The 13,004-nt window shown below is 58.2% G+C and carries 11 protein-coding genes; 5 read left to right on the plus strand and 6 right to left on the minus strand.

Going from position 1 to position 13,004, the window contains the following annotated elements; all coding sequences use genetic code 11:
- Nucleotides 1-41: 41 nt before the first annotated feature.
- A complete protein-coding gene (locus J3362_RS03730) occupies nucleotides 42-1,049 on the minus strand; it encodes a hypothetical protein (protein WP_349518191.1) in 1,008 nt (335 codons plus the stop codon).
- Between the two features lie 291 nt (nucleotides 1,050-1,340).
- Between J3362_RS03730 and J3362_RS03735 the strand changes: the two genes are divergently transcribed.
- Nucleotides 1,341-2,990, plus strand: a complete 1,650-nt coding sequence (locus J3362_RS03735; protein ID WP_349518192.1) for an autotransporter assembly complex protein TamA — start codon at nucleotides 1,341-1,343, stop codon at nucleotides 2,988-2,990.
- Entirely contained in the window at nucleotides 2,987-6,748 is a 3,762-nt protein-coding gene (locus J3362_RS03740; RefSeq protein ID WP_349518193.1) for a translocation/assembly module TamB domain-containing protein, read from the plus strand. Before J3362_RS03735 ends, J3362_RS03740 begins: the two co-directional genes overlap by 4 nt.
- A gap of 2 nt (nucleotides 6,749-6,750) precedes the next feature.
- Here J3362_RS03740 and J3362_RS03745 read toward each other — a convergent pair whose 3' ends face one another.
- The 3 genes from J3362_RS03745 to J3362_RS03755 are packed head-to-tail and all read right to left on the minus strand — an operon-like array spanning nucleotide 6,751 to nucleotide 9,215.
- On the minus strand, nucleotides 6,751-7,455 hold the full coding sequence (locus J3362_RS03745; RefSeq protein ID WP_349518194.1) for an SIMPL domain-containing protein: 705 nt from the start codon (nucleotides 7,453-7,455) through the stop codon (nucleotides 6,751-6,753).
- 31 nt (nucleotides 7,456-7,486) lie between these two features.
- Nucleotides 7,487-8,221 (minus strand): gamma-glutamyl-gamma-aminobutyrate hydrolase family protein, encoded by a 735-nt coding sequence (locus tag J3362_RS03750; RefSeq protein WP_349518195.1) that lies wholly within the window; start codon nucleotides 8,219-8,221, stop codon nucleotides 7,487-7,489.
- The gene (locus J3362_RS03755) at nucleotides 8,214-9,215 is read right to left on the minus strand and encodes an amidoligase family protein (protein WP_349518196.1); all 1,002 of its coding nucleotides are present in this window, start codon (nucleotides 9,213-9,215) and stop codon (nucleotides 8,214-8,216) included. Before J3362_RS03755 ends, J3362_RS03750 begins: the two co-directional genes overlap by 8 nt.
- Nucleotides 9,216-9,430: 215 nt before the next feature.
- On the opposite strand from J3362_RS03755, the gene lexA reads away from it, so the two are divergent.
- Both lexA and J3362_RS03765 read left to right on the plus strand, forming a co-directional pair.
- Nucleotides 9,431-10,042 (plus strand): transcriptional repressor LexA, encoded by a 612-nt coding sequence (lexA, locus tag J3362_RS03760; RefSeq protein ID WP_349518197.1) that lies wholly within the window; start codon nucleotides 9,431-9,433, stop codon nucleotides 10,040-10,042.
- A gap of 42 nt (nucleotides 10,043-10,084) precedes the next feature.
- Nucleotides 10,085-10,576, plus strand: coding sequence for a cell division inhibitor SulA (locus J3362_RS03765; protein WP_349518198.1), 492 nt, complete (start codon nucleotides 10,085-10,087; stop codon nucleotides 10,574-10,576).
- A 4-nt stretch (nucleotides 10,577-10,580) separates the two neighbouring features.
- On the opposite strand, the gene J3362_RS03770 is transcribed toward J3362_RS03765, so the two are convergent.
- Nucleotides 10,581-10,841, minus strand: a complete 261-nt coding sequence (locus J3362_RS03770; protein ID WP_008177453.1) for a hypothetical protein — start codon at nucleotides 10,839-10,841, stop codon at nucleotides 10,581-10,583.
- Nucleotides 10,842-10,892: 51 nt separating this feature from the next.
- On the minus strand, nucleotides 10,893-11,405 hold the full coding sequence (locus J3362_RS03775; protein WP_349518199.1) for a DUF6586 family protein: 513 nt from the start codon (nucleotides 11,403-11,405) through the stop codon (nucleotides 10,893-10,895).
- A gap of 224 nt (nucleotides 11,406-11,629) precedes the next feature.
- On the opposite strand from J3362_RS03775, the gene J3362_RS03780 reads away from it, so the two are divergent.
- A complete protein-coding gene (locus tag J3362_RS03780) occupies nucleotides 11,630-12,988 on the plus strand; it encodes a DUF1329 domain-containing protein (protein WP_349518200.1) in 1,359 nt (452 codons plus the stop codon).
- Nucleotides 12,989-13,004 lie beyond the last annotated feature (16 nt).

The following is a 13,004-nucleotide window of genomic DNA, read 5'->3' on the forward strand; positions in this document are numbered from 1 at the left end:
ATGGTCTCTTTTTTGTTGGTTTTAGAAGGATCGCCAGTCGGTCAGGGTAGTTCCGCTCGCCAGTGTTTTACCTTTACCTGGCCCTTGATGGCGTCAATTATCTCAATGATCAGGTTAATCAGAGCCTCGTTCTGCGCATCATCGGCCCTTACTTCACCCGGTGTCGGCAGGAACACGTTGACGATGTCCTCGATGAAGGCGTGGTTGGAGGCAGACGCCAGGTCTTCGAGAATCTGGTGAATAACGTGGGCTATGATGTCGCCAACGGCCTCTTCCAGGGTTTCCTGGATCGTTGGACCCACCACCGGAAGGTACTTCAGTCGTGACAGTTCCAGATTCTGTTTCAGGGCATTGTCTACCCTGTCTTCCAGGTAGCTCCTGAGGGCACCGCGATTGGGCACGTAGCCTTCCTGGGCCGCCTCGGCGACCCGCCTGGAGATCCAGTCTGAGAGCATGTCTCTCCGGGGGTAGAGAATGTCTTCCTGGATCTTGTCGAACAGGGGAGAGCCCCGTTTGACCTCCTGCTGCACGCCGCTGAGTACTTTCAGCACAATTCGATCCGAAAGCTCCTCCATAAAGGCTTCATAGTAGAAGTTCACGAAGCGGTAAATCTTGGTGTTCGTGATATCAATGATTTTGTATTGATGCAGGCGATAGATGATGGAGATCACCCGCAGGATACGGAGGAAACGCAGGCTTCCCACCGGGATGCAGCCCACGAGGTCGTACCAGTGAATAAACGGGTAGAAGTACCAGCGGTCGTAGACTTTCGCCTTGATGGCGTAACCCCAGCGGACGAAGAACTCGGTTAGGAATATGCTGACGAAGATCAGATCGTAAAAAATGAAGCGTTCGTGGATGGGGTGGTAGGCCGACTGTATGGCCGGAGCATGCTCTTGCAGCAGATTCTGAACGGCTACAAAGTTATAGATCGAGTCCCAGATGATGAACGCCAGGTTGATGATCAGCAGGCCCAGCATCAGGAAATCAATGATGAACCAGACAAGCTGGTGGCTGGATTTCAGGTTTTCTCGATTTATCTTCAGCATTCGCCAGGGTCCGGTCTGTTGCTAAGTATCTGACAGGTTAGCTTATTTCAACGCCACAAACGACTCGCCCTTGAGCCGTTCAGGGCGGGCCGAAAGGCCAACCATGGATTAACTTGACCGTGTGCCATTAAACTCCCACGCTTGAACGGAAATCCTTCTTGTTACCACCAACACTGAAATAGCCGGATGCTATCAATCTACCAAGTCGTGAATTCGGGCCGGATCCGGCTTTTGATCTTGTTGCTCTGCTGGCTGCCATCGTGGGTTTGCGCGCAACAGGTCGTCGTGAACATGGAGGGAGACTACCCGGATCTGAAATCAAATGCCCAGGCGTTTATCGGGGAGGTTGAAGGCCGCAGTGCCAGTAATCTCAGGCGTTATGCCCCCACAGCCGTTGGTCAGGCCGAGGAGGCACTGCGGGCGCTCGGGTATTACAGCCCGCTGATTGATTGGCGGATTGAAGAGGGTGATTCGGACACAACGGCAACGCTTGTTCTGTCCATTACACCGGGGGAGCCGGTGCGAGTTACCTCCCGGACCGTCGAGATCAGGGGGGCGGCTGCGTCGGATGAACGGTTTACCGCCGATCTCCCAGAGCATCCGGCCGAAGGGGACATTCTCAACCACGGTCAATATGCCAGCCTGCGGGACACCATCCAGACCCGTGCCAGGCGGCGTGGCTATTTTGACGGCAATTTTGTTACCCGCACCCTGGAAGTGGATCCGGCAACCCGAAGCGCTGTGGTTACGCTTATCTATGAAAGCGGCGAAAGGTACCGGCTGGGAGAAGTAACCTTTGAGGAGGGGCACTGGTTCGAGATTGGCCTGCTGGAGCGGTTTGTCTCCTTTGAGCCGGGTATTCCCTACCATGCCGATGAAATAGCAAGGCTCAACCGGGATCTCCAGAACAGCGGTTATTTCAGCGGCGTTGATATCGATGCCTCACCGGGTAGTGCCGAGGACGGCGTGATTCCGGTCCGCGTTGATCTCACCCGGCGCGACGCCCGCTCCGTGGCGGCGGGCGTGGGATTTTCGACCGATGTCGGACCCAGGTTCCGTGGAAACTGGCGGGAACACTGGATCAATCCCATGGGACACAAGCGGGGCGCCGAGACAGAACTCTCAGTACCCAGGCAGAACCTGACTACCTGGTACGAGCTGCCCCTTGATCCGCCCATGACCGATCTGATCCGCCTGAGCGCCGGATACCAGCGCGAGGACATCGAGAATGTGGAATCGGAACTTCTGAGCCTCGGGCAGCAGTGGCAGCATCAGCTGGATAACGGCTGGCTGCAGATATTGTCGCTGCGTTGGGAAGGTGAGCGTTTTAACATCGGCAATGACGAGAAAGGCACAAGCACACTCCTGCTGCCCGGTGCGGGATACTCGAAAATACACACGGACTCGCCACTGGACCCATCCCGGGGCTATCGCCTGCAGTTCGATGTCACCGGTTCGCATCGGGCGGCGCTGTCCGATGTGGATATCCTTCATGTAAACGCACTGGTCAAGGGGCTGTTTACGCTGGCGGACAAGCACCGGTTTCTGGGTCGTCTGCAGGCGGGGGCTGTGGCGACCAACCGGTTTGAAGATGTGCCTCCATCCCTGCGTTTCTTCGCTGGCGGTGACCAGAGTGTGCGAGGGTATGGCTATGAAACCCTGTCGCCAGAGAACGATAACGGTGTGCCGGTGGGCGGACGCTTCCTGATGGTTGGCAGTGCCGAGTATCAGTACCAGTTTGCGGATAAATGGCGTGCCGCCATGTTCGTCGACCACGGCAACGCGATCAACAATCCGAGCGACCCGCTGGCCACCGGCGCCGGTGTCGGCATACGCTGGATCAGCCCGGTCGGGCCGCTGAGGCTGGACATAGCCAAAGGATTGGATCGTGAATTTGGCGGGGATTGGCGCATTCACTTTTCAATGGGGCCTGAGCTGTGACGAGGACACCGGAAACATCGGACGACAGGCCCCACGAGCCACCGGCACGCCCGCGCCGCCTCCGGTTCTGGCTGCTGGTAGGGCTGGCGGTATTGATTCTCGTGCCTGTCCTTGTGGTGGCAGCTGTTTTGCTGGCCCTGCGCTCTGAGACGGGAACCGCCTGGGTTATAGAACAGGTGCCAGGGCTTCAGGTGGAAAATGACCAGGGATCTCTGTTTGGTCGGTGGCAGGCCGACCACCTGCAATGGCGTGGTTACGGGGTCGAAGCGCTCGTTGAGTCGCCACTCGTGGACTGGTCCCCTTCCTGTCTGTTCCGAAAACAGCTCTGTATTGAGAATCTGGAGGCAGAGACGCTCGAAGTCTCCCAGTTGCCCCCGGCGGACAAATCCGAAGGCGGGAGCCCCATTACACTGCCGGGCGTGGACCTGCCCCTGGCGCTGAATATCAGTGGCGTCCGGCTCGGGCCTTTTACCTTTAACGGCAACAGAGTCTGGGACCGGTTTGAGCTGGACGCCGGAGGGTCGGGCGCCGCTTGGAACATAAAGCGCGCCTGGTATCAGCTGGGCGAGTACACGGTGTCCGCCGCAGGCCGTATAGAAACCCGCCGGGACTGGCCTGTCAATCTGGAAGTCAAAGCGGACATCCCGCCGCCTTACGGAGATGAGTGGCTTCTCGACGCCCGGCTCTCCGGCAGCGTTCGGGATCTGATGGTCGCTGCATCCAGTCGTGGCTACCTGGATGCTGAACTCTCTGGGGAAGTCGAGCCGCTGGATCCGGCCTTGCCAGCCCGGTTGAGCCTGACCTCTGATCAGTTCCGCGCGACGCAGTCCCTGCCGGAGACCCTTGTGCTCAATGATTGGTCTGTGGACGCTCGGGGTAGCCTGCAGCAGGGTTTTCGCACCCGGGGGCAAGCAACGCTTCCGGGCACGGCCGGCCCGGTAAGGCTGACGCTGGAGGGCCTGGCGACGACTCGTGCGGCCGAGAACATCCGGATCGAGCTGGCTGCGGGCCGGGAGAATGGTGCAGGGCAGGACACGGTGGTGGCCAATGGCAATGTTTCCTGGAGCGAGGGCCTCGAAGCCAGTGCCGATATCCGTTTGCGCGGATTTCCCTGGTATACGCTGATCCCGGGCCTTGAACCACCAGCGGTAATCCTTCGTTCCCTGGATGGTTCCGTGTCCTGGCGCGAGGGGAACTACCATGCAGAACTTCAAGCCGGTGTCGAGGGGCCTCAGGGCACCGCGGAACTTGCCACCACGGTGGATGGTGATACCGAGCAGACCACACTGACCAACCTGACTGTCAGCACAGGCGCTGGGTCTCTTTCCGGCAACGGCTCGGTGAACTTTTCCGGGCCGCTCTCCTGGCAGGCGGCCTTGCGCCTGAAAGACTTCAATCCCGGTTATTGGGTACCTGTACTGGAAGCCAGTCTCAGCGGTGATGTGACGACCGAGGGACAACTCGGGGATGGACCGTTACCCGCCATGAATGCCGGATGGGATCTTGAGGGCGACTGGCGTTCCAATCTCGCGTCTCTGCAGGGACGGCTTGATACCTCATCCGGCAGTTGGGAATTATCCGACCTGCAGCTGTTAGTGGGTGAAAACCGTATTGAGGGTAGCGGTACCTGGGGCGACGTTCTGCGTGGTGCTCTGGCTCTGAACCTGCCCGCGCCGGAAATCGTCCTGCCTGGCCTGACGGGGAATCTGCAAGCCACTCTCACGGCGGAGGGAACTCCGGAGCGCCCGAAGGGCGAGCTGAGTGCAAGTGGCAAGAACCTGGCCTGGCAGGATGAGCTCGCCCTTGAAACCCTGAATCTTGAGGCCGATCTGCAGGAGGGAATGCGCCTTCTCAGCCGTTTGCAGGCGGAAAACCTCAAAGGGTTCGGGCAAGAGCTTGAAACGCTCACTTTGGAAGCCAATGGCACCCAGGGAAAGCACACCGTGAGCATCGGAGCACGTCATGCCGAGGCTGACCTTGAGCTGGGTTTCGCAGGAGGGGCCGGCGCTGACTGGAAAACGTGGCAGGGAGAGCTGTCCCGGGGCGTGATTGACCTTCCGGAACAGTCCCAGCAATGGCGGCTGCAGGCCCCGGCGACCCTGGCTTACAAAGTCGATGGTGAACTCACATTTGGCAATCATTGCTGGCGCTGGGAGGAGAGTACGGTTTGTGCTGAGGACCAGACACTGTTGCCGGTTCCCCGCATTGCCTATCGTATCAAGCGCTTCCCAACCGTGGCCCTGGCACCCTTGCTGCCAGAGACATTACGCTGGGACGGCCGGATCAACGGAGAGGTTGATTTCACCACCACCGGCGACGGCCCGGACGGACGCGTTTTCCTGGACGCCGGCGAAGGACAATTCCAGCTGCTGGTGGACGGGGAGTGGGAGTCGCTCGCCTACAATACCCTGACGACAGAGGTCGGCCTGAAGCCGAAACAAGCCGATCTTGCGGTCCGCCTTTCCGGCCCGGAGCTTGGCGATTTCACGCTGGATATGAACCTGGATCCGAACTCGGACGACCGCAACGTCGAGGGTTCCTTCAGTCTCGAGGGTCTGGATATTGCTCTTGCAGGGCTGCTTTCCGGTCTGGATGAAGTTGCCGGTCGCGTGAACGGCCAGGGCCAGCTCTCCGGCCCGCTGATGAAGCCGGCGGTGACCGGCGAACTGCACCTGGTGAATGGACGGGTTTCCGATCCACGCTTGCCGGTACCGATCGAGGAGGTGATCGCCAGCGTTCAGTTTGGCGGTTACTCGGCCGAGATCAGTGGCAGGATCCGGAGCAATGCGCGAAGCCAGACCATTGTGGATGGCGAAATAGACTGGCAACAGTCTCCCAGGGGGGAAATCACGATTTCCGGCAGCCGCGTGCCATTCAATCTGGAGCCTTATGCGCAGCTTGAGGTGGAGCCGGATCTGACCATCGTTTTCAGTGAGGGGGCCCTGGAGGTATCCGGACAGGTCGGAGTGCCAAGAGGCGACATCGAGATACAGGGTTTGCCGGACCAGGCGGTGTCGGTATCAGAGGATGAGGTCATTGTCGGCGTGGAGCGGGAAGAGCCCGTTGTCCGATCGCTGAATATGGATGTGACCGTGGTTGTCGGAGAAGATCAGGTGAGCTTTGCCGCCTTCGGCGTAACCGGTGATCTGAAGGGCTCTCTTCGCATTGGCAATGACATGGATACCCGTGGCACGCTCCAGCTGGTCAATGGCCAGTATGAAGCCTATGGTCAGGAGCTCAAGCTCAGGCGGGCAAGACTGTTGTTCGTGGGCAACCTTACCCAACCCTATCTGGACATCGAGGCCGTACGCACGGTGGATACCGTTGTGGCCGGTATTCGTCTGACCGGCCCTGTGCAGTCGCCCCAGACGGAAGTATTCTCCAACCCCGACATGCCTCAGACGGAGGCGCTTTCCTATGTCATTCTTGGCCGGGCGCCCCAGAGCCGGGGTGATGAGGGCCAGATGAGCCGGGCGGCGCTGTCCCTGGGACTGACCCAGGCCAGCAAGGTGACGGGGCAAATTGGCGAAGAGTTCGGCATTCGGCAGCTCACCCTGGAAGCGGAGGGTTCCGGCGATCAGACCTCGGTGGTGGCGAGCGGTTATCTGACGGATGAGCTGAGTGTCCGCTACGGTGTCGGCATCTTCGAGCCGATCACGACGGTCGCTTTGCGCTACGATCTGGGCCGTTACTTCTATCTGGAGGCTGCCAGCGGGCTGGCAGCCTCCCTGGATATTTTCTACACCCGGGATTTCTGAGTTCAGTCCAGCTCGAAGGTGGCGCTCACTGAGGCCTGGATTTCCCGCTCACCTACGCTCGAGACCGTATCCGACATGGATTTTGCCTCCGCCATCATCATTGGTACCGGGCGGTGCCCGCCATTGATGTTGATGGTGACCACATCACCGCAGGTCTGGTCGAGCTGACTGGCCACGAATCGGCACCGGGCCTGGGCGTCTGCGATGGCTCTGGCCAGTGCTTCCTGTTCCATACCGGTCTCATCCGAGTGGAAGAACTGGTGAGGGCCGAGGTGGTAATCCAGACCCACAGCCTGGGCCTGCTGAAGCAGGGGATTGAGCAGAGTAAGATCACTGATGCTGAAGCTGATGGTCTGGGAGGCGACGGCCTGCTTGCGGGGCTGCTCCTCTCTTTCCGATGTGGGCAGAGTTCGGGTGTAGAGGTTCACCGACGCGTCTGAGTAATCATTGAGCTGATCCCGGTACTCGGTAATACCCTCGCGCCACTGCGCCATCAGTGCCGCTACCCGTTCGGTGGCCTTCTGGGAAAGTTCGTCCTCGGCACTGGCTGTGAACTGGAGTCTGGCGCTGTCTGGCTCGTATCGGACACTGCCCTCGCCGGTGAGAGTAACCTCACCTGCCATTGCCAGGGCAGGTACTGTCAGAGCGAGCGGGAGAAGAAAACCGGACTTCAGGTTTAAACGGCGTTTGCGGTTACGTCCGTTCATGGTTGTGCCTCCTATGGAAACTGTTGATGGGTCAGGCGTCGTCGGAATCCGGTTCCAGGCGCGCCAGCTTGTATCGACGGGCGGCATCCACGAACTGGCCAAAGATGCGTCGATGTCCGCCATGGTAGAGCAGGTATTCCGGGTGCCATTGGATGCCCGTTAGCCATTGGCGTCCGGTGCTTTCAATAGCCTGTACAAACAGATCATTGTCCACGGCGGTCACGCGCAGGTTTCGCCCCAGGCGCTTGATGGTCTGGCTGTGAATCCGGTTGGCGCCGATCACCGGGGAGCGCATGGCTTGCTCAAGCCGGCTGTGCGTTACCAGGCGCACGGTTTGCAGGGGCAACAGCAGCGGGCGATGCCGGGTATTGACCCTCAGCGGTGTCACGTTCTGGCAAAGGGATCCGCCGTGGAAAACGTTGATGAACTGGGCGCCGCGGCAAATCCCGAGCACGGGAATGCCAATGGCCTCAGCTTGCTCAAGTAGCGACTGATCGGTTTTATCCCGCTTTCGGTCATAGTTTGCGGTAACCTGCGGCTCCTGCCCATAACGTTCAGGATGGACGTGCGTGCCGCCTGATAGCACCAGGCCATCAAGCATGGGTACGGCAACGCGGGAACCGGGGCGAATGTAGTGGGTCCGGGCGCCGTGGAGGCGCAGGCCAAGGCTGATCAGGCGATGGGCAAGGCTTTTGCGAGCGGGACCACTGATGCCGATCGTCAGGCCCGGAACCTCAAGCTCCTGTTCTTTGGACTCTTCAGACATACCCGTTTTTGGCCAGCCAGTCGCCAGTGGTTTCCCGCCAGCTGTGGGTCAGGTTGTGAAGATTCAGTTTCCGCCGCTCCCGGAACAGCTGCCGCATGTCGGCCAGGTCGTCGGGATTGTTGGCCAGCTGCTCCAGAACGACCCAGTCGTTCCACACGGTTGAGAAATGCCAGCCGGGATTGTCGATGTCGCAGTCCGGCAACCGGTAATGCAGGGTTGGCCTGCTTTTTATCCTCGGATCCTGAACATGGCGTTCTAGGCGATCCTTGTCTAGGTGGGCAAACAGTGGAAGCAGGTCAAGCGCGCGATTGCGGGTAGGATTGAACTCCAGGTAATCCTCCATGAGCTCCCCGAGGTTTGGATGATAGTTGTCTTCCATCAGGAGCTCGGTGTAGCGGCCGTGCCAGGGTTCGATGTAGGTCGTAAATTTGCGGCTGACATCCAGTTGATGCCGGTGCTTGAGCCATTCATAAAGGGCTGCGAACGCCTGGAAGTAACGAACCAGGGTCTCCGGGCTGAGGTCGGGCAACTCGGGATTCAGCTGCAGGCCAAACGCAAAATAGATGGCGTCCCGGCTGCCCAGTGCTCCGGCCTTTCTGAGCTTGTCGACGAGAGTTTCAATCACCTCGACGCTGGAAAACCTCAGGGGTGGGCTTATGATCTCGAGGGGCACCACGCGTTCGGCCGCGGCGTCGATCACATCCATCGCCTGTCCACCGAGTTCACGAATAGATTCGGGGAGGCGTTCATCCGCCAGATCAAGATCCTTGATCGGATCGGAATCAAGCTCAACCGTAAAGTTGCCGAGGTCTGTCTGCAAGGTTGTCACATACCGTGACTTGAGCTCGGGAATGCCGTCCAGCATCTTCGCCGCCAATGTGACCAGCTCCTCGTAGCCCAGACCAGACAGTTCGATCTCGACGCCAACCCGGCGTTCCTTCCCTTCGCTCGTCTCTAGGATGTCAGGCATCCTGCAGGCACTGACTTGGGTCATGGTGCTCCCTGGTTCGTGAGAAATCGTGCCCCAACCATATCACACCGCTGTTGATCTTCATTATTAAGCAGATGCAAGAAAATCAGGGAGCCGACTTTACACTGGATAAAACACTGTATATAGTCAGTTTACTGTATAAAAAAACAGGGCAGCCGGAGCCACTCTTCCGAGAGGCTAATGTTTGCAGCGGCCCGATCCCGAAATAGCGGAGTAGCTTGATGAAGCTGACAGCAAGGCAGTCCCAGGTACTGGATATTATTCGCCGATACGTCGACGAGACCGGCTATCCGCCAACTCGTGCTGAAATCGCGGCAGAACTGGGCTTCCGTTCGGCCAACGCCGCGGAGGAACATCTTCGGGCATTGGCAAGGAAAGGTGCCATCGAGATGGTGCCGGGAGCCAGCCGCGGCATTCGTCTGCCTGAGGCGGAAGAGGACCTGGGGCTCCCGGTCATTGGTCAGGTCGCTGCCGGTAGTCCGATCCTTGCTCAGGAGCACATCGAGGATCACTGCACACTGCGGCCGGAATTCTTTTCGCCGTCTGCAGATTATCTTCTGCGGGTCCGGGGTATGAGCATGAAAGACATCGGTATTCTCGATGGCGACCTGCTGGCAGTTCACAGCACCCAGGATGTTCACAACGGCCAGGTCGTTGTTGCCCGGGTTGGCGATGAGGTAACGGTAAAACGCTTCCGCAAAGAAGGTTCGAAAGTCTACCTGCTCGCCGAAAACGAAGAATTCGCACCGATCGAAGTAGACCTGACCGAACAGGAGCTGTTCATCGAGGGTCTGGGTGTTGGTGTTATCCGCCGCTCTGACCTGCACTGAGCGGTTCGGACAGCCTCAGATAGATTGAATAACGGGTGAATTATGGAACAAATGAGCTTTAATCAGAATCTGGCCTACAACCCCAATGCTCTGTCCTGTTCAGTGCCGGCAACCGCCGCCCGCGAGCGACGTTCCGTCATTCGCGCCCGACGCGCTCCGGAATCCACCGAGCCCAAAGTCTGTGGCAATGTGACGGAAATCATTCTGCCGGAAGGCCAGGTAGAAAATTTCCAGCTGCTGTTGCCAATGCTGACCCAGCTTAATCAGGAAAAGCGCTGGCTGGCCTGGATTGATCCGCCTCAGGCGCTGGTCAGCAAGTGGCAAAAAATGCACGGTATTGTGGCCGGCGAATTGCTGGTGCTGCGTTCAACACCGGACTATCCCGCCCAGGAACTGGCTGAGCGAGCCCTCAGTGCTGGCACCTGTCACGCGGTGGTCATGTGGACCCGTAAACTGGGCCGCACTGCCTTCGAATCCTTGCAAAGAGCCTCGGCTGAGGGCAATAGCCACGGCGTTGTTCTCAGGCAGCGTTAACCGATCAATGCAGAGTGTAGGAGGGCTGGGCGTCTGAGGCGTCCAGTTCGTCATCTTCCCAGTCAATATCGTGGGCAACATTGCCTACGGCCTCAATGCCAGCAGCAATCATTGCTTTGGCAACCGACATATCCCGGTCTTCCATCATTTCCCGGGCTTCTTCCGAAAAAGAGATTTTTACCAGTGGCGCACTGTCATCATCAATGCGGCGCAGGGCGTAATCGCCATTGGTCAATTGCACGATTTCAAAAAACGATGGTGACATTCAATAAACCTTCAAGTTAATACGATTTGAATAACCGGAGCTGGGAGTGGTTTACCACTCGCTGTGCTGCTCTTCCAGATCGTCGGCAAAATGTTTGACGGCGGTCAGCGTTTTCATCAACGCAGACGACGATCGGTCTGGGCCGGAATCAGCCGACACCGCAATGATGTTCTCTTCGCTCACGGTTTTTTTGGTCGCCGGGGGTCTGCTTTGTGCGTGCTCGAGCTGCTCCAGATGGTTCCACCAACTTCCCGATCGCTGCTCCAGCTCCTTCAGGCGGCTAATTTCACCCGGTTCTGGGCCGATAAGAGCAACCAGCTCATCCAGGGTTGAAGGTTCCTCTGATTTTCTCTGGTATAGCCTCGCAATCATGACCAGCAACAGTTTTCGAGACCGCAAAAGCAGCTCAATCGACCCCTGGATAGCGGCCTCTCGGCGCAGCGCCTGTTCCGCTTCGTTGGGACGTTGTTCTTGACCCTCGGCTGTGGGCCGGTCGAGTGGCTGAAGCAGCGTACGGGCGAGAAAGAGTTTTTGAGAAACCAGTGAGTGCCATTGCGAGGCCATGGAATACCTTCAATCCCCCAGCGCGGGTGTAACCCCTGAAAATTAATTGCTCACTATACCATTTTCGGTATCAAATTTCTTCCACTCTCTTTGCGGCCAGGTTTCACAATAAAACACAAACATTCACTTGAAACGACCGTTTGAATTTGGCAAAAAGGCGCCCGGCTGTGCGAGTTCTGCTCGTGGCGGCTACCCAACAGCATGAATTTCTGGAGGTGTAAGGGATGCGAAGCCAACTCGTTGCAGGTGTCGCACTGGTTTTTCTCGGGTTTTCCGGACAGGCCCTGTCCAAGGTCACGGCCGCCGAGGCCGAGCGGCTGGGTGGTGAACTGACCCCGGTCGGAGCCGAAAAGGCGGGCAACCGCTCAGGCAGCATCCCCGAATGGACCGGAGGTTTGGCCACGCCGCCGGACGGCTGGCGTGAGGGGCAAGTGGAAATTAACCCGTTTCCCGAAGATGAGGCTCTTTTCGTTATTACGGCCGACAACCTGGAGCTCTACAGGGACAAGCTTTCAGACGGTCACATTGCCATGCTGGAGAAGTATGGGCCCGACTTCTTTATGCCGGTTTACCAGACCCGACGGACCGCCGCGTTTCCCGAGCATGTCTACGACAAATTTCGTGAGAACGCGCTGACAGCTCAGTTGCTGGACAACGGCAACGGCGTTCGCGACACCATCATGACCAGTCCTTTCCCGATTCCAAAGGATGGTCTGGAGGTTATCTGGAACCATATCCTGCGCTATCGGGGCGAAGAAATTTCCCTGCGTAGTGCGTCTGCAACGCCCCAGAAGGATGGCTCCTACAACCCGGTGGTCAATGATTACGACTACTTCTTCGCTTACAGCCAGAGGGGCGCAGAGCTGGCGGAAATCGATAACAAGATTTTTTACCTGAAGACAGACACTATCTCGCCGTCGTCTCTGGCCGGCACCATCACGCTGGTGCATGAAACGCTTGACCAGGTGCGGTCTCCGCGCCTTGCGTGGCGGTACGATTCCGGTTCCCGTCGTCTTCGCCGGTCGCCCAATCTGGCCTACGAAACCGACCTGCCGAATTCATCCTCGCTGCGTTCCGTCGATCAGAAAGACATGTACAACGGTGCGCCCAACCAATATGACTGGGAGCTGAAAGGCAAGCGAGAGCTGTTCGTGCCCTACAATGCCTACAAGCTTCACGGGCCGGAAATCGAAGCCGACGACGTGATTCGCCCGGGCCATATCAATCAGCAGCTTACCCGTTACGAACTGCATCGGGTCTGGGTAGTCGAAGCGAAACGCCGTACCGGTATCAGCCACATTTACGACCGCCGCGTGTTTTACGTGGATGAAGACAGCTGGCAGATCCTGGCGTCCGAGGAATACGATGCAGACGGGAATCTGTGGCGCGTGTCGGAAGCTCACAACATCAGCTATTACAGTGAGCCGGTATTCTGGACTACCATGGAAATGACTTACGACCTGAAGGCGGAGCGTTACTACGTTGATGGGCTGGATAATGGATTCCCGGCATACGATTTCGCCCCGGGGTTCCGCGGCAACGAATTTACTGCCTCCGCCGCCCGCCGTGCCGCCCGCCGCTGATTTGCAAGGAGACTGA

Origin of the sequence: Marinobacter sp. NFXS11 (assembly GCF_040148675.1) — a bacterium.
Classification (GTDB): Bacteria; Pseudomonadota; Gammaproteobacteria; order Pseudomonadales; family Oleiphilaceae; genus Marinobacter.